The sequence below is a fragment of the Synechococcus sp. CC9311 genome (assembly GCF_000014585.1).
Lineage (GTDB): Bacteria > Cyanobacteriota > Cyanobacteriia > PCC-6307 > Cyanobiaceae > Synechococcus_C.
On the sequence record NC_008319.1, the window covers coordinates 171,800 to 187,145 of the forward strand.

Annotated in this window: 19 protein-coding genes; 8 read left to right on the forward strand and 11 right to left on the reverse strand. The window is 46.2% G+C overall.

What is annotated here, in order from left to right; all coding sequences use genetic code 11:
* Positions 1-47: 47 nt before the first annotated feature.
* Positions 48-329, forward strand: coding sequence for a hypothetical protein (locus tag SYNC_RS14505; RefSeq protein WP_011618143.1), 282 nt, complete (start codon positions 48-50; stop codon positions 327-329).
* Here the strand turns inward: SYNC_RS14505 and SYNC_RS00800 are convergent.
* Positions 298-1,251, reverse strand: a complete 954-nt coding sequence (locus tag SYNC_RS00800) for a UDP-glucuronic acid decarboxylase family protein (RefSeq protein WP_011618144.1) — start codon at positions 1,249-1,251, stop codon at positions 298-300. The genes SYNC_RS14505 and SYNC_RS00800 overlap by 32 nt on opposite strands.
* 159 nt (positions 1,252-1,410) lie before the next feature.
* Complete coding sequence (locus SYNC_RS00805; protein WP_011618145.1) at positions 1,411-2,850, reverse strand: mannose-1-phosphate guanylyltransferase/mannose-6-phosphate isomerase; 1,440 nt, start codon at positions 2,848-2,850, stop codon at positions 1,411-1,413.
* Positions 2,851-3,088: 238 nt separating this feature from the next.
* On the opposite strand from SYNC_RS00805, the gene SYNC_RS00810 reads away from it, so the two are divergent.
* From SYNC_RS00810 to SYNC_RS00830, 7 genes are all read left to right on the forward strand, one after another.
* Positions 3,089-4,225: a hypothetical protein gene (locus SYNC_RS00810; RefSeq protein WP_011618147.1), complete on the forward strand. Its 1,137-nt coding sequence runs from the start codon at positions 3,089-3,091 to the stop codon at positions 4,223-4,225.
* Positions 4,226-4,329: 104 nt separating this feature from the next.
* Positions 4,330-4,611 (forward strand): hypothetical protein, encoded by a 282-nt coding sequence (locus SYNC_RS14510; protein ID WP_167897125.1) that lies wholly within the window; start codon positions 4,330-4,332, stop codon positions 4,609-4,611.
* Between the two features lie 3 nt (positions 4,612-4,614).
* Positions 4,615-4,761, forward strand: a complete 147-nt coding sequence (locus SYNC_RS14910; RefSeq protein ID WP_011618149.1) for a hypothetical protein — start codon at positions 4,615-4,617, stop codon at positions 4,759-4,761.
* Between the two features lie 9 nt (positions 4,762-4,770).
* Positions 4,771-5,043: an HI0074 family nucleotidyltransferase substrate-binding subunit gene (locus tag SYNC_RS00820; protein WP_237699242.1), complete on the forward strand. Its 273-nt coding sequence runs from the start codon at positions 4,771-4,773 to the stop codon at positions 5,041-5,043.
* Positions 5,043-5,384 (forward strand): nucleotidyltransferase domain-containing protein, encoded by a 342-nt coding sequence (locus SYNC_RS00825; RefSeq protein ID WP_011618151.1) that lies wholly within the window; start codon positions 5,043-5,045, stop codon positions 5,382-5,384. Before SYNC_RS00820 ends, SYNC_RS00825 begins: the two co-directional genes overlap by 1 nt.
* 70 nt (positions 5,385-5,454) lie before the next feature.
* Positions 5,455-5,727 carry a hypothetical protein gene (locus tag SYNC_RS14515; protein WP_167897127.1) on the forward strand — a complete coding sequence of 91 codons (273 nt, stop codon included), beginning with the start codon at positions 5,455-5,457 and terminating at the stop codon, positions 5,725-5,727.
* Between the two features lie 24 nt (positions 5,728-5,751).
* A complete protein-coding gene (locus tag SYNC_RS00830; RefSeq protein WP_011618153.1) occupies positions 5,752-5,958 on the forward strand; it encodes a hypothetical protein in 207 nt (68 codons plus the stop codon).
* Positions 5,959-6,789: 831 nt separating this feature from the next.
* Here the strand turns inward: SYNC_RS00830 and neuC are convergent.
* From neuC to SYNC_RS00865, 9 genes are read right to left on the reverse strand one after another with little or no spacing between them, the layout of a single operon-like run.
* On the reverse strand, positions 6,790-7,920 hold the full coding sequence (gene neuC, locus SYNC_RS00835; protein WP_011618154.1) for a UDP-N-acetylglucosamine 2-epimerase: 1,131 nt from the start codon (positions 7,918-7,920) through the stop codon (positions 6,790-6,792).
* Positions 7,917-8,609: an acylneuraminate cytidylyltransferase family protein gene (locus tag SYNC_RS13655; RefSeq protein WP_011618155.1), complete on the reverse strand. Its 693-nt coding sequence runs from the start codon at positions 8,607-8,609 to the stop codon at positions 7,917-7,919. Before SYNC_RS13655 ends, neuC begins: the two co-directional genes overlap by 4 nt.
* Entirely contained in the window at positions 8,606-10,099 is a 1,494-nt protein-coding gene (locus tag SYNC_RS13660; RefSeq protein WP_011618156.1) for a lipid II flippase MurJ, read from the reverse strand. The genes SYNC_RS13655 and SYNC_RS13660 overlap by 4 nt, the downstream gene beginning before the upstream one ends.
* Before the next feature lie 41 nt (positions 10,100-10,140).
* The gene (gene hisH / locus SYNC_RS13665) at positions 10,141-10,776 is read right to left on the reverse strand and encodes an imidazole glycerol phosphate synthase subunit HisH (RefSeq protein WP_011618157.1); all 636 of its coding nucleotides are present in this window, start codon (positions 10,774-10,776) and stop codon (positions 10,141-10,143) included.
* On the reverse strand, positions 10,773-11,402 hold the full coding sequence (locus SYNC_RS00845; RefSeq protein WP_011618158.1) for an acetyltransferase: 630 nt from the start codon (positions 11,400-11,402) through the stop codon (positions 10,773-10,775). The genes hisH and SYNC_RS00845 overlap by 4 nt, the downstream gene beginning before the upstream one ends.
* Entirely contained in the window at positions 11,386-12,438 is a 1,053-nt protein-coding gene (locus SYNC_RS00850; protein WP_049750307.1) for an N-acetylneuraminate synthase family protein, read from the reverse strand. Before SYNC_RS00850 ends, SYNC_RS00845 begins: the two co-directional genes overlap by 17 nt.
* Positions 12,435-13,265: an aldolase/citrate lyase family protein gene (locus SYNC_RS00855; RefSeq protein WP_011618160.1), complete on the reverse strand. Its 831-nt coding sequence runs from the start codon at positions 13,263-13,265 to the stop codon at positions 12,435-12,437. Before SYNC_RS00855 ends, SYNC_RS00850 begins: the two co-directional genes overlap by 4 nt.
* Positions 13,262-14,029 (reverse strand): imidazole glycerol phosphate synthase cyclase subunit, encoded by a 768-nt coding sequence (locus tag SYNC_RS00860; protein ID WP_011618161.1) that lies wholly within the window; start codon positions 14,027-14,029, stop codon positions 13,262-13,264. Before SYNC_RS00860 ends, SYNC_RS00855 begins: the two co-directional genes overlap by 4 nt.
* The gene (locus SYNC_RS00865) at positions 14,022-15,272 is read right to left on the reverse strand and encodes an N-acetyl sugar amidotransferase (protein ID WP_148201795.1); all 1,251 of its coding nucleotides are present in this window, start codon (positions 15,270-15,272) and stop codon (positions 14,022-14,024) included. The genes SYNC_RS00860 and SYNC_RS00865 overlap by 8 nt, the downstream gene beginning before the upstream one ends.
* Between the last annotated feature and the right edge of the window lie 74 nt (positions 15,273-15,346).

Genomic DNA, 15,346 nt, shown 5'->3' on the forward strand with positions numbered 1-15,346 from the left:
TCACGACTGAAACAGGAAAAAAGCGAGGCAGGCAAATCGCAAGCCACGTGCAGAGCAAAGGAAGAATCTGTCAAGACGATTGGAAACTACGGTTTGAAATTTGCCTCAAAGCCATCCTGCTCGGCCTGGATTTAGGCAGCGATCATCGTGTCAATGCTGTTTTCTCATCGTGGAAAATATTGCGATTAAACGAAGCTCCTGGCGAAGGATTGAAGCAAAAAATCAATCCCTCCAAGGCCTTGGGCAAATGTGAAGGAGAAGTAAGTAGAAGTCAACAAATTCGAGCCGCTAATCACGTCAAACGTTATGCAGCAAGAGCAACTCCTTGAAGTAAGCAATCGTGGGCTCAAGGCCTTTCTCTAGCGCCACCTCAGGTGTCCAGCCCAACTCCTTTTCTGCAAGATCGATAATCGGCTGCCGTTGCAGTGGATCATCTTGAGGCAACGGTTTGCAGATCAACTCCAGCTCTGGATTGATCTTGTCTCGCACCAGCTCAGCCAGCTGCCGGATCGTGAATTCGATTGGATTGCCGATGTTGATCGGCCCACTGTGATCGCCATTCATCAAGCGAATCATCCCCTCGATCAGATCATCCACAAAGCAAAAACTACGGCTTTGACTGCCATCGCCATAAAGAGTTAGCGGCTCTCCTTTCAGCGCCTGCACAATGAAGTTGCTGACCACCCGGCCATCATCCGGAAGCATGCGCGGACCGTAGGTGTTGAAAATCCGCATCACCCGGATTTCCAGATCATGCATCCGCTGGTAATCGAAACAGAGCGTTTCAGCAATGCGCTTGCCTTCGTCGTAGCAGCTGCGAATGCCGATGGGGTTCACGCATCCTCGGTAGCTCTCGGGCTGGGGATGCACCTCTGGATCGCCATACACCTCACTGGTACTGGCCAACAGCAGCCTTGCCCCAACCCGCCTGGCTAGGCCCAGCATGTTGTAAGTACCAATAAAGCTAGTTTTCGCCGTTTTCACCGGGTTGAATTGGTAGTGCACCGGGGAAGCTGGGCAGGCCAAATGCCAGATCCGGTCCACCTCGAGCTTGATCGGCTCAGTGACGTCATGGCGAATCAATTCAAAGCGGGGATGACCCATCCACTGCGCAATATTCGCCTTACGGCCCGTGAAGTAATTATCCAAGCAGATCACCTCTTCTCCAGATTCCATCAAGCGATCGCAGAGATGGGACCCCAAAAAACCAGCACCACCGGTCACCAAATTGCGAATGAGAGAAGCAGGCATCAGGTCGTTGGGATTTGGTCAAAGATGAGATGAGGCTGAACCTGTCCGGGCTGGCTCAAGCCACTCACTGGAATGTATTGCTCTTTAAAAAACAAACTAGGGCTGCGGATCACAACTTGAAGATCTTCTTGGGCAAAGAAGTGATCGGAAGGCTCTGCCTTACAGATCGCTGCGTCCGTAGCGGTCTTCAAAGCGCACGATGTCGTCTTCTCCGAGGTATTCACCACTTTGGACTTCGATCATTTCCACCGGGATACGGCCTGGGTTACTGAGTCGATGTTTGCAACCAATGGGGATGTAAGTGCTTTGGTTTTCGCCAATCAGCTCTGTTTCTCCATTGCGTTCGACGAGGGCAGTTCCGTGCACCACCACCCAATGCTCGGCTCTGTGATGGTGCATCTGCAGCGACAGGCTGGCGCCAGGCTTGACGGAGATGCGTTTGACCTGCCAGCGCGTTCCTTCCACTACGCCGGTGTAAGCACCCCACGGGCGGTAAATCTTGCGATGGGCCTTGCCCTCGGGACTACCCTCGGCCTCCAGCTGCTTCACCACTGTTTTCACGTTTTGGGCTTGGCTGCGATCAGCGATCAGCACGGCGTCATCGGTTTCGACGACCACGAGGTTTTCCACGCCAAGGCCTACAACCAGTCTGTGTTCACTGCGTAGATAACAGTTTTTGCTGCCTTCGCTGATCACCCTTCCGCGCAACACATTGCCGTTCTCATCGCGATCAGCTGTGTCCCAAAGGGCGCTCCAGCTGCCCACATCACTCCAACCAGCATCGAGCGGAAGCACGGTGCCGAGCTCGGTTTGCTCCATCACGGCCACATCAATGGCCACGTTGGGGCATTTGGCAAAGGCGTCTCGATCCAGGCGTAAAAAGTCGAGGTCTGCCGTGTCTTGTTCCAAGGCGGAGCGGCAGCAGCTCACTACTTCAGGGGTGAGCCTCTCTAGTTCAGCAAGCATGGCGCTGGCCTTAAACAGGAACATGCCGCTGTTCCAGGTGAAGCGCCCACTGGCGAGAAATTGTTCGGCTGTGGCTTGATCGGGTTTCTCCACGAAGCGTGCAATCGGAACGGGCGTTAGCGCCCCAGGCACGAGCGGTTCGGCGGCTTCGATGTAGCCATAGCCGGTTTCAGGCGCGGTCGGCACGATCCCAAAAGCCACCAGGCGGCCTACCTCCGCTTCTTTACGACCGGCAGCAATGGCGGCCTGAAAGTGCGACCTATCACGAATCACATGGTCTGCTGCCAAAACGAGCAGGAGGGGGTCGTCGCCTTTGGCTGTTGCTTGAAGTGCTGCCACGGCCACTGCAGGTGCGGTATTGCGCCCCATCGGCTCCAAAAGGATTGCTCCAGGTTCCACATCGATCTGGCGCATCTGCTCAGCCACGATGAAGCGGTGATCCTCGTTGCAGATCAGCAGAGGGTTCCCAAGTGCTTTGATTCCGGTTAATCGCTTCTGGGTTTGTTGAAGCAAGGTTTCATCGCCGCTGCCTCCGAGGGGCCAATACTGCTTCGGATAGCTAGCCCGCGAAAGAGGCCAGAGGCGTGTGCCAGTGCCACCGCAAAGGATCACAGGGATAAGCGGGGTGATCACTGGAAAACTGCTCTCGATCGATTCCAGTCTTGCGCAGCCTGGGAGTGGCATACAAGGGTTATGGGCCAAACCCGGATGAAATTCGTATTGCCCTTTTGTTTTTGAATCGAGGCTTGCGTCTATTTTGACGGCTATTACGCTGGCAGTTTTTTTTAAGCCTCCCGGGTTGTTGGAGTGAGATTATGAATTTGCAAAACGAGAGCCCATAGGCGAGGATTGCTACGTTGCCAGGTACCGGATGACAAACAATAACTTCGAATCAAATGCTCTCTTGTTTGAAGATGAATTTGATCTAAGGGAGGTGCTTGCCGCTTTTCGGCGTCGCTGGATTTGGGTTGCAGGTGGAGGATTGTTAGGGCTACTCATTGCGGCGGGGGTTTCAATGTCTAGGCCTCCTGAGAAGGCTACTAAGGCAATTAGGATGGTGGTTGATACTGCACAAAGCCCTTGCACTTGGACCGCACGAAAGTTTCAAATATTTGAGGTGGGAGAAGTTGTTAACATTCAATGCTCCGGCGAATTTTTGACCACTCTTCAGGTTTTATCTGCTCTCGCTACTAATGAGTTTGGATCTGATGATTCTCTTTCAGCGAAGGTCCAACCTTTGAAGTTTGGAGGCGAAAAAGACAAAAATCTTGTTAATAGTAATACCCAGATTGAGCTGCTTGTTGAGGTAAGTCCAGGCAAATTAGATGACGCAAAGGCTAAGCTAGAAACTATTAAAGATGTGTTTTCAGCTCAACAGCTGGATAACATTGGAAAGTTATCAACTAGTGCACAGGCGGGTAATGGCTGGATTTCTATTGAGGATGTCCCCTATAATAACCACTCTAAAACTAAATCTAGTGGATCCTTTGCTCTCGGTTTGCTAGGAGGTTTGGTTGCAGGAAGCGGTGCTGCATTAATTGCGGATCGCAGATCTAATCGCGTATTTGGTCATTCAAGGATTCTAAGCCAATTGGGTTACCCCTTATGGCTTACTTTGCCCACGCTCCCTTGGTCTGATCCAGTAGAAGGATCTTTGATCGGTCAACTGGCAGCCAGGCTTGATCGCTCTCTTGATTGGCATGTATTAAGCATTGCTCGGGAGCATGAGGCGGTACAACCTCTAGCGCAAGCTCTTATTCGTCAAAACGAAGTTGGATTAAATTGCAAGTCTGTAGATCCTCTAATGAATGCGATCATCCGGCCTGGCTCTGATGCTCGTCCCATCGGCTTGCTGGTTGTAGTGGAGTCAGGTTTTAACTCCTCTCAGGCTCTTGAGGATGCGCGTTTGCTTCTAAGTCAATTGTCCTGTGTGCAATCGATTGGGATTGTATTGGCCGGCGTGCCGCTTCCGAGTGAGCTGATAGTGGGGGAAAAGGCTTCATCATGAAAGTGGCTTTTCACTCTTTAATATTCACGAATAAAATGTAATTTTGCCCAGTAAATCTTGCTTTGTTCTGTTTGAGCCCTGATTGTTGGCACAACGCTTGAAGGATGGCAGAAGCCTCATGCATGTTATGGCTCGTGCAGGTCAAAGAGGTCTACGTTGCTGGGAGTGCTGAAATCAAAAGCAAGGCGTCCCTCAACCATTGGGAGCTGTCTGGCAGACCGTGCTGTTGGTCTCGCGCTGTGCGTTGGTGCCATGAGCCCTTGCTCTACGTAGCTCTGCAAGTGCTGCTTAAGGGTGATCTGTTCGCCTTCGGCCCTGGATTTGAGCAGCGCAAAGAGAGGATCCGGCAACTCAAGGGTGGTCCGCATCGCTTGTTGAACTGGTGATGCATGCGCTCCAATGATTTGGCAGCTGATATCCGCTGGCAGCAGCGCTTTGTGAATTACAAGCGAGCCCTGGAACAACTCGAGCGTTTTTTTGAGCCGCCTGCGCTGAATGAGCGGGAGCAGCAAGGTTTGATCAAGGCCTTTGAATAAACCTTTGAATTGGCCTGGATCACGCTCCGTGATCTGTTGCGTAGTCAAGGCAACGAAAGCTTGCTCGGATCCCGCGACACATTGAGAGAAGCCTTTCGCCTTGAATTGATTCAAAATGGTGAGTCTTGGATGCTGATGATTCAAGACCGCAATCTCACCAGTCACACCTACAACCGCGCAACCGCAGATGCGATTGCCGCCAATATTCAGCAGCACTACCTCAGTTGTTTTCAGAGCTTGCGCACTCGCCTGCAGATCCGCTTGGAGCAAGAGGCACGCTGATGGATGCTACGAGCAGTGAGAAGGCCCAAACAGTCGTAATCCCAGGAATTTCCGGGCCTCAGCAACAGAGGTTGTTGGATGTATTGATCAAACAAGCCGATGTGGATGCCATGTGGTTGTTTGGATCGCGGGCGATGGGCCAAGAACGCCCTGGATCGGATATCGATTTGTGCGTCGATGCTGCTCGTTTAACTCATCTAGAGCGGTTGCGACTGATGGCCGACATAGACGAGTTGCTGTTGCCCTGGACGGTGGATTTGGCGTTACGCCATGAGCTGCCGCCTGATCTTGTCTCCCACGTGGAGCGGGTGGGGCGCTGTCTCTGGACGAGGACGAAGTGATCATCCGTCGGGGAAAGCCAGTGGCACGTTTGGTCGGTGAAGGCTCAACGTCTCAGACCGTGAGTCAAGCGTGACCCTGAAACCGGTATTGTCAGCCTGCACCCTTTGCGGTCGAGTCCTCTTGAGTGGTTGCGCCAGCGTTCAGAACTGCTGGACAGCGACCCGGCTGCTTCGGCTCAGGAAAGGGATTGGCCTTGAAGCAGCGCTTCATGCTCGATACCAACGCCAACCGTTGATTGACCTGGCGCAACGGGAGTCGGGATGGGCGTCATCGGTAGCAATTGCCAAAGGGCTTCGGCCACGATCGCCCATTTCCGCTAAAGCCTTACCGGAGCTACGTTGAAAGCATGCAGGGGTTCCAGACAAGATGACATCTGTTTATATCGCCAAGTCTTTCAACTACTGGCGTGAATCCGATGGCCAGTTTCTGGGTTATCTGAACGCATACCCCGATCATTGGACGCAAGGTGAGGACCTCGAGGATCTGAAGGTGAAGCTTCTGGATCTCTACCACGAGTTCTTCAAGCAAGACCTCCCAGGAATTCGCAAGGTTGGCGAGCTTGTTGTGGCTTGAAACGAACTGATCTAATTAAGGAACTGGAGCAAGCCGGTTGCGTTCTTCCAGGATGGGCTTGTTGTAGCTGATACTGGCAGCGTTGGGTTTGTAGCTCAAAACGCGCCGGTCATCTTCGCCCTCGCGTGAGAAGTGGATGAATTCGATCTTGCCTTTGAGTAGGCAGGCGTGTGCCGCCGGCTATGTTGATGGCTGACCCATGGGCAGGGTGAGGCCGCATCGCCCACATAAATGTGGATGGGGTGATAGCCGATAGGGGCGGAGATAGAGCCCGGGGTCTGTGACGAAGGTCTGGGACTACTCACTGAGGAAGGAGTGCAACTTCTTCAATCGAGCATTTCCGAGGAAAACGCCCGCAGCTGCGGTAGCTAAATCTTGGATATAGGCCTGATTGAGAAATGCGACAAGGCTATTCTTTAGAGTTTACCTACCTTATGTCAAATGCCATTTTACTAGAAGTCCAACTTGGCTAAGCAGCAGTTAATGGCACCATTTTAATTGGGCTGACCTCTCTTATGAAAGATTCGCTTACAAATGACAATCTTTAATGCGTATTTGCCATAAATACTTCGCCCCACTGCTGGCCCGATTGCACCAGGAAAGGAGCAGAAAAATAGCAGCTTTCCGTGAACGTGCTCCAATCTAACGATCTTGGATTCAGCAGCTTGATAGCATTAGAAGCAAGTTGCTAATAACATCCAATTACCCAAGATGTGTTGTCACAAATATACACTGCTGCTGGGCAGGGTCTGGGTTTTTCCAGCTGAAGATTTCGCAATTCGGAACTCGAGTCACTGATAAGTTTGTATCTTTGAATTGTATCTACAACCCTCAAAAGGTGTTTAGTTTCGACAGCAATGAAGGATTCATATCAAGTTTGTCGAGTATTTCAACAATTCGAATGTCCGCTTTGCCGTCTCCGTAAGAATTAGAAAAGTCACACTTTGCATCACCCATGTCATCTATTGCTTTCAGGACATTTGACTTAGTAATTTCTTCGCAATCAATTGTATTGCTATTCCTTAAGCGATTGGATTGCCTGCTCCCAAGATTAATGCAGGGAAGGCCAAGTGATGCTGACTCAATTATTCCAGATGAGGAATTGCCTATAATAAAATCAACTCCTGATAGGCACTCGATAAATTCACTCCTGGCCAAGTGCGAGATCACCGTAACTAATCCAGGATAATTCAACTGATCTAGGTAATGGCTAATCTCACATCCACCTGCATCAGAATTTGGTCTAAGGATCAGGGTTGAGATTTTTCTTTCGAGCAATGACTCGACAATTGTCTTGATATGGGTTTGCCCCAGATGTGATTCCTGAACAACAGGATGAAATATTAAGAGAGCAACCTTATTACCATACAGCTTATAATTAGCTCGAATTTTTGGCGAGACTAATTCACGTGGACCGCTGGGCATAAGTCCTACAAGACCTGGAGCGCCTAAAATATATATATTCTTGGGATTTTCCCCTAGCTTCTTAAGCCTGTTTGCAGAATCTTCTGAAGCCGCAAAATGAAAATGTACTAGTTTCGATATTGCATGGCGAAAGCTTTCATCTAATGTGCCCGATAGTTCACCACCATGTATGTGTGCAATATGAATTCCTAGATGAACTCCGGCAATTGATGCGGCTAACATCTCTCCTCTATCGCCTAGAACGAGGATGAGGTCAGGACGCGAAACAGTCCAAAAATCCAAAAAACCAGAGAGTTGAGTGGAGAAGGCTTTGGCCATCTCAAGGCCGCTCTTTCCCTGCAGAAAAACAGGAATTCTGGCGACAATTGATAAGCCTGAATTGTATACGTCCTGCTCAGTAGATCCATATTCTGCGATAGTATGCTGACCGGTGACAACAAGGCCTATATTATGGCTTGAACTGCATTGAATAGAGGTTAAACAAGCAGACATCAATCCAAAATCTGCCCTAGAACCAGTGACATAGTGGATATTCATTTATCAATTGAACGCAAGCCATAACTAACTATAGCTCGAGCAACATTTAGTTGGTCCATGTAGTCAATGTCTATACTGTCTATTTCGCTCATCTCAAAACCTTGTGTGTGAGATGAAAGAAAGGAGCCTGATGCTCGAAAAAGATTTGCATCGCTAAGGTAAATCGCTCCGTTAGGCCAGATCGATGGCTTAGTAGATTGCCGCTGAGATACAAGAGCGTAGGAATTCGTCACAGGGCGGACTATCTGATCAGGTGAAGACTCAAGACACCACTGATATGGCTTGCCAGCTACAGTTGAGATTAGAGAACTTGCAGGCGAAATAGATTTAAATTGCTTGTATGCACTTATGATGTGATCTTTATTGCGAAATGGAGAAGTAGGCTGAAGAAAAGCAAAAGTTCCAGAGCAGCCGGTTTGGTCCAGACAGTGATAAATTACAGAAGCAGATGAAGCCTCGGATGTTGCCAAGTCATTCGGTCGAAGAAAAGGGACTTCAGCACCATATTTACATGATAGGTCTGCTAGATGCTGGGAATCAGTTGTCACAACTACTCTTTTGAAGAGATTTGCGCTGATAGCAGATCTTATGGTCCAGGCAATAAGGGGATATCCACCAAGATCTGCACTATTCTTACCTGGGAGTCCTTTTGAACCGGCACGAGCAGGTATAATTGCTAAATCAATCATTTTCGGAATAATCCCAAAACTAATTTTGAATAATCTTGCCTTAAAGAAGGCTCAAGTGCAAGACATGCGATAAATACTGCGATTGACAAGATATACGAAGGTATCCATAATAGCTGATGACTAAACATGCTTATACACAACTTGCAACTGAGCATAGAAGCTATCGATGGCACTAAGAAAGTCTGAATAGGTTTCCTAAAGACTCGCTGAAACAGACTAAACTTCAGAGATCTTGCAATGGAAAAGAATAATATTACTGATGGCATAATGTATGCGAATCCTAGCGACGCACAGGTGCCAACTAAGCCATACATTCTAGTTGAAATGTTCATCAATGGTATACTAAAAGCTGCAGTCAAAATAGAAACAGCCAATAACAAACCATGTTTCTTGGTTGTGGACAAAAGAGGTAGCGATAGAACGGTTAAACCTCGAAAGGGAATGGTGAAAATAAATACTATTATTAAGGAGGAAACTATCTGAACTTGATAGGTTTCTAGGGCTCCACCAGCGAAAACCGTGCTGAGTATTTGGTCACTCAGAAGGAGAATCGGCAAACATAGGAATAGAGAAATCAGAAGAGAGAATCGGACGAGGTCTTCAATAGACTTACGACACGAAGTGATATCTTCATTGTATTCGCGCGATAGTCTAGGCAAGTAGACAGTAGATAACGAAGCAAATACTAGAGCAATAGGAATCTCAGTAAGCCTAAAAGCGTAATTAAAAAGTGACAACGCACCGGGATACAAAGATGAGGAGTATGAACGCCCAATAACTGGCAAGAAGGAGAAAATGCCAGCAAAAACTGTTGTAGCAAATAGACTTTTTCCAATGCTTACCCCTTTGCGAACTTTATTTTTGGAGGGTAGCGTCCATTGACGGATAATCCCAATGTATTGCCATCCGAGGCGAATCAATGACCCGAGCAAAATACCGGTTACTACACTTGGTAAAAACTGAGCGCGTAATCCGATGAATACACAGGCTATGATTGAGAGATTGAATATAAGATTTCCGGGCTGGCTAAACAGGAACTGCCTCTTCGAAACTAGAAGTGATTGATTAAGACCACTCAAAGCCGTTAGAGGAATTGCTAATGTAGAGAGAGCAAAAAGATATAAATACACATTGTCTACGCCCATCCGAAAGGCCGATGGGGCTAGAAAAGAAATTAAAGATGGCGACAATACAGAAATAATACATGCAATTATGGAGAATCCAATAAAAAACGACTTTAGAAGTGAGAGATATAAAGCTGATGACTGCGACTCCCCAATTGATTGATATTTAGGTACAAGGCTTGCGCTTATCCCGCCTCCTACAACTAGGTTTACAACTAGATCCGGTAATGTAATTAGAACAACAGCAAGGTCGCTATTTATGCCTGCACCCGCTACATAAGCAATAAGCCAATCACGAAAAAAACCACTTACACGACCTAATAATAAAAGAATCGAGACTAAGTAGAACGATGAGAGAACACTCACTAATCTGAATAATTAAAGGGCTATCAGAAGGCGATATAGGCTTATAAAGATAAGAATTTGCTTAACAGAGATTGCCCGGCAAATGATGAGCGTTCCGGATGAAATTGAACACCCATAATGTTTTCATGCTGAATTGAAGATACAACTACAGTCTCACTATGTGAAACTGTGCTTGTCACCACAGATGTGTCAAGAGGTTGGCAAGCATAAGAATGAACAAAATAGTATGCAGATCCATCTAAGTTCTGAGCTAAGGAATTTAAGTTGGCTTTATGACCGGTTACTTTGTGCCATCCTATAATTGGTATTCTCATCGAATTATCTGCATTCATATGTTCAGAGATTCTGGCCACTACTCCCGGAATAAGGTTAAGTCCGTCGTGCTCTCCAAATTCTCGGCTTGTAGTCATTAATAGTTGCATTCCTACGCATATACCTAAAAAAGGACGCCCCGTACCAGTGAAGCATTTGAGAGCTTCATCCAAATGCAGTTCGCGAAGTCTCTGCGCAGCCCGACCAAATGCTCCAACGCCCGGAAGAATTACTCTGTCCGCTGATTGAATTAAATGTCTATCTGATGTAAGGCAAGCATCTACCCCCTGAGCTTTGAGAGCATTTAGTACTGAAAAAATATTTCCAAGACCATAATCAATAACAACACATGTTGATGGCTTCATAGTCTCTGCGAATTCTTCAGATGTGGGCGAGCTGGTGAGCCAACCCAGATACCGGGATCTAAAATGTCCTTTGTAACTACAGACCCTGCTCCAATAATTGTACCAGATTGCACATGTAAACCTGGAAGAATAACCGCGCCTGTTCCGACAAAAACGGAACTACCCAAGCTGACTCCGCCACCTAGCAAAGCCCCTGGCGCAATATGACAAAAATCTCCAACAGTGCAGTCATGCTCTACAACAGCATTTGTGTTGACGATCACACTACTTCCTATTACTGACATTGTATTAATCACAGACCCAGCCAAAATTTGCGAACCGGCTCCTATGCTTGCGGCAAAGTTATAATCGCTGTTGATGATTATCGGCGGACTGATCTTTGGTAAGAGCAGATTGTGAAGCTCTTCCCTGAGACTATTATCCCCTATTGATATGCAAATCCTTTCACTATCAATATCTGCAGCTTCCTTGTATAAGACATGTATTCCTGCAACACTTTGTCCATAAAGCGACCGATCACAGAAAACTACAGAGGCATGGAGGAAGCGTTCAATTTGAGCAGCCAAAACTCTCCCATGACCACCTGCGCCAAAGAGACACAGATTATGCTTACTCGAAGTCTTCATAACTGAGAGCTACATCTTTTACAGAATCAATCTTTAACTGCTTTCCAAGAAATGCTTCATATTCACTTGGCGGGATTCCAAAGGAGGGCCTCTTTGCGGCTAAGTCATTTTTGGTAATGATATGCCCAGCTTTCAAAGAGCGTGCATAAAATAGACTTTTTCTGGCTACTGTTTTAGCGTCAAGCTCACTTGGTGCGGGCAGCTTGACCCCATTCCCTAGAGCTACTTCAATACTTCTGACTTCACTGACCAGCTCTTTAAGCCCAGTAAAGTCGACAGATGCCTTGTGATCTGGTCCATCGAGATTTCTGTCAAGTGTAAAATGCTTTTCTAGTACTGACATGCCGAGACCTTTTGCTGCAATTGCACATTGAAAACCTTGAGTATGATCAGAAAAGCCAACAGGACACTGATATCTATTCTCAAGGAATGGCAAAACGCGAAGGTTTTGATCTGACATTGCAGCAGGATAGTTCGAAACACATTGAAGAACTACAAGGGGAGTGTTCCTCCCAATCCAAGTAATTGCATCGTCAACATCATTAATTCTTGACATACCAGTAGATAAAATTATGGGCAATCTCGTTTTTGCAGCTTGATCTAAAAGCATCTTATTTGTAAGTTCACCAGATGCCCATTTGATTGCTACAGGTTTTAAGTTTGCGATAAATCTTAGGCTGACTGGATCAAAGGGTGTCGAAAGGAAATCGATACCCGCTGCGGCGCAATGCCGATATAGTTCATGAAAAGACTCGAATGAGAGTTCATATTTCTCAAGCATAGTATATTGGTCATCAAATAAAGCATTCTCCTTCTGATACTTAGCTGTTCTGGTATTGCGAATAACTAGCTCATCAGTTACATAAGTCTGAAACTTAACTGCATCAGCTCCAGCATCTTTGGCAGAGTCAATCAGTTTATGAGCAAGTGAAATATTGCCATTGTGATTTACGCCAATCTCTGCCACAATATAAGTAGGATCGATTGACGATATTCGTCTGCTATTAAAGAGAATGGATGGAGGCATCGTGGTCATTTTGACTTATGAATTAGATTTGAGACATCTTTTATTCTAGAATTTGTCATGAGCTGATTCGTCTTCAGCTCAGCATCAGAGCATTTGCTGAAATTACTGTATATCTTTTTGAGCTTGCTGAGTTCTTCTGAGAAGTTCATGTCATCAGCCATCGCATTGAGATCCTTAGGGTTTCTATGGAATGTCTGACTTAATATTACCCGAGTAGAGCCCAGTCTCACATGTTCGCCTAAGAGATATTCAGGAGAAATGACACCTTCTTGAGAGCGTGCTACCCCTCCTATTCCAAAATCTATACCATTCGATCTAAGAAATGAGCAGCTCTCCTCAAGAATCCCATTCGAAATCACCTCGAATAGAAAATTGTAACCAAGATCCAATGATAAATCATTAAGGCCAAAATGAAGATCTTTGATATCGTATAATCTGATTGCGTCCTCGAGAATCTTAAGAGATGAAATAGTCTCAAAGAGTGGAACTAATCTAGTCCGTCCATTAACAAGCTCTACGATTGCTTTGACTTCGTCGATATCATGAAACATGGGTAACATAATTGCATTAGCTCCCCCCCTAATAACATTATCTACCTGTTCTTGTGAGTTGATATTAAGAGGGTCAATGCGAACAAGCAGTTCAGTATCGGGACAGGCTTCCCTAATATCATTAACATGTGTAATACTATGCTTGCTTTTCCAAGTTTTAAGATGCCCTTGCCTTTTTTGCTTCCCTAGGGATTCCAGGTCTACGAATAAGATGACATCAGGATCTTGTGCTACGACCTTAGCGATCTCTACACTTGGAGGCATAAAATAAAATAGCATATTCATTCCTCAATATCTCTCAGAAAAACATTGTTATCGCGCAATGAATCTCTGATTTCACTGAAACTTACTTTCTCCCAATGAAGTGCTTGTGCGATTGCAGCTCCTGAAACATCTGTAGACTTAATTAGTTCGACGATGTGCGAAGGCTTACCGAATCCGCCTGAAGCTATGATTGGTATATTTACGGCTTGTGAAACGATGTCGACAAGGTCTATATCGAATCCGTAGCCTCTTCCATCTTGGTCAATTGACGTAAGGACTATTTCTCCTGCGCCGCGGTTCTCAGCCTCTTTAACCCATTCAATAACTTCTCGACCAGACCGATTTCTACCGTTATCCGTTAATGCTTCCCAGCTTTTTTCGCCACATTTTAAGCATTCAACAGTCAGAACAGTGGCCTGAGAACCATATCGATCGGAAATCTCATTGATGAGTTCCGGCTTAAGTAAAGCACCAGTGTTAACTGAGACTTTGTCCGCCCCTCTCGAGAGTAGGGTTTCAACATCCTTAATCTTACGAATACCACCACCTACGGTTACAGGGATAAAGACATTCGAACAAACTTGTTCAACGATCTCATGTAAAGTGTTTCTCTCGTAAAGACTTGCAACCACATCCATAAAGAGTAACTCATCAGCCCCATATTCCGAATAGCGCTTGGCCGCCAGAATCGGATCTCCAACTTTACGCCAACCCTCCATTTGAACACCCTTGATTAGGGTGCCACTCTTGATGTCCAGCCGAGGAATGATTCGAAGGTTACGCATTAAAAGACTGCTTTCTAAGTGACCAAGTACCACCACTGTATTGCCATAAGTGTGGCGACCTAAACCTGTTTGACAGCGCCTCAAAGTATTCTCTATTCATTAGTGGATGTTCAAACATCTTTGAAGCTTTCGGGAAAGAATCTTCATCAATACTCAGATAATCAAATATCTCACTTGACCAGCGCTCAGGGAATTCACCGTCATAGCGTTTAATGAGCGCAAGAGCCTCATCTCTTTCCAAATCTCCTGAGCGAACTTCTTGTGATGCATCGTAAGTTGCGCGCCCTATTCCAAACTTAACATATGTAGTATAGTAATGAAAGTCATCAATCTTGTCATCAATAGAGTTGTACTTTGAATATGTCCCAGCCGTCCTCTCTGGACTAGCCTTAAAGCCTCCATTTTCGACTGCAAAGTAATAAGCAGACTGAGGATGCCACTTTAAGTAATATCCTAGGTAGTGGACTTCAGCCCCTATGTCTTTCAATGGCTGCATTGAGCTGGGCAGGAAAGGTTGGAGGTCTGCGGAAGTCAAGCCAAAATTTTCTTTCAAGCTTTTAATGCTCTCACCACCTATGAACAATTCATCTTCTGAGTTCGAAGAGAAGTACTCAAAACTTCTCTGTGCATCTGCATTATCTTCAATAGGATTACCATATTCTGCCTCATTCTCTCCGTAGAAGATTAGTGGTATCTTAAATAGAGCAGCCATCTTAGGCGCGAAGCACTTTTGACCAAGAATGAATGGCTGAAAAGGGTGAAAGATATTCTCCACAGCAAGTCGCGTTAGTAATCGCTTTGAACGACCTGATGTTGTCATTGTGTAATTATCCATACCCGAATGTATCCAGCACTGGAAATTATGGTATCCCCAATCTGTATAGATATTTGGAGCCCAAGTGACGGTCAAAGGATTCATCCCATATTTGTACTTTAACACCCAAGATTGATAGAAGCTATCTTTCCCGCCTGATCCCGGTACAAGGCAGTCATAGCTACCATTTTGAGACCTGTATTTGTCACACAACGCCTTCAGTTCTGACTCACGTCTTTCCCAGTCAATCTCTTTTGATTTTCTCTCGGCAGTAAGACACGCGTCGCAAACATTATTAATATCAAAGGCAATAGTCTTTTTCCGTGACTCTTTTGTATGCTTAAACTCAACTGCAGAGCTTGGACGTTGGTTTGATATACAACACCGACTACAAAATCTGACCTCAGAGGGTAGTCCGTATTTCGGCATAACAGAGTTATGATTTGCCGTTGGCGAGTACAACTCTAAGTTGATCGTGTCGGACAGCGCGCTCCTCTTGATTT

Bases quoted from the DNA above. Each gene is read 5' to 3' on its own strand.
- neuC (WP_011618154.1), bottom strand. From the start codon at position 7,920: ATGAATATCCACTATGTCACTGGTTCTAGGGCAGATTTTGGATTGATG.
- SYNC_RS00830 (WP_011618153.1), top strand. From the start codon at position 5,752: ATGACATCTGTTTATATCGCCAAGTCTTTCAACTACTGGCGTGAATCC.
- SYNC_RS14510 (WP_167897125.1), top strand. From the start codon at position 4,330: ATGGCAGAAGCCTCATGCATGTTATGGCTCGTGCAGGTCAAAGAGGTC.
- SYNC_RS00860 (WP_011618161.1), bottom strand. From the start codon at position 14,029: ATGCGTAACCTTCGAATCATTCCTCGGCTGGACATCAAGAGTGGCACC.
- SYNC_RS00800 (WP_011618144.1), bottom strand. From the start codon at position 1,251: ATGCCTGCTTCTCTCATTCGCAATTTGGTGACCGGTGGTGCTGGTTTT.
- SYNC_RS13655 (WP_011618155.1), bottom strand. From the start codon at position 8,609: ATGATTGATTTAGCAATTATACCTGCTCGTGCCGGTTCAAAAGGACTC.
- SYNC_RS00865 (WP_148201795.1), bottom strand. From the start codon at position 15,272: ATGCCGAAATACGGACTACCCTCTGAGGTCAGATTTTGTAGTCGGTGT.
- SYNC_RS14910 (WP_011618149.1), top strand. From the start codon at position 4,615: ATGCGCTCCAATGATTTGGCAGCTGATATCCGCTGGCAGCAGCGCTTT.
- SYNC_RS00850 (WP_049750307.1), bottom strand. From the start codon at position 12,438: ATGACCACGATGCCTCCATCCATTCTCTTTAATAGCAGACGAATATCG.
- hisH (WP_011618157.1), bottom strand. From the start codon at position 10,776: ATGAAGCCATCAACATGTGTTGTTATTGATTATGGTCTTGGAAATATT.
- SYNC_RS00825 (WP_011618151.1), top strand. From the start codon at position 5,043: ATGGATGCTACGAGCAGTGAGAAGGCCCAAACAGTCGTAATCCCAGGA.
- SYNC_RS00855 (WP_011618160.1), bottom strand. From the start codon at position 13,265: ATGAATATGCTATTTTATTTTATGCCTCCAAGTGTAGAGATCGCTAAG.
- SYNC_RS00810 (WP_011618147.1), top strand. From the start codon at position 3,089: ATGACAAACAATAACTTCGAATCAAATGCTCTCTTGTTTGAAGATGAA.
- SYNC_RS00845 (WP_011618158.1), bottom strand. From the start codon at position 11,402: ATGAAGACTTCGAGTAAGCATAATCTGTGTCTCTTTGGCGCAGGTGGT.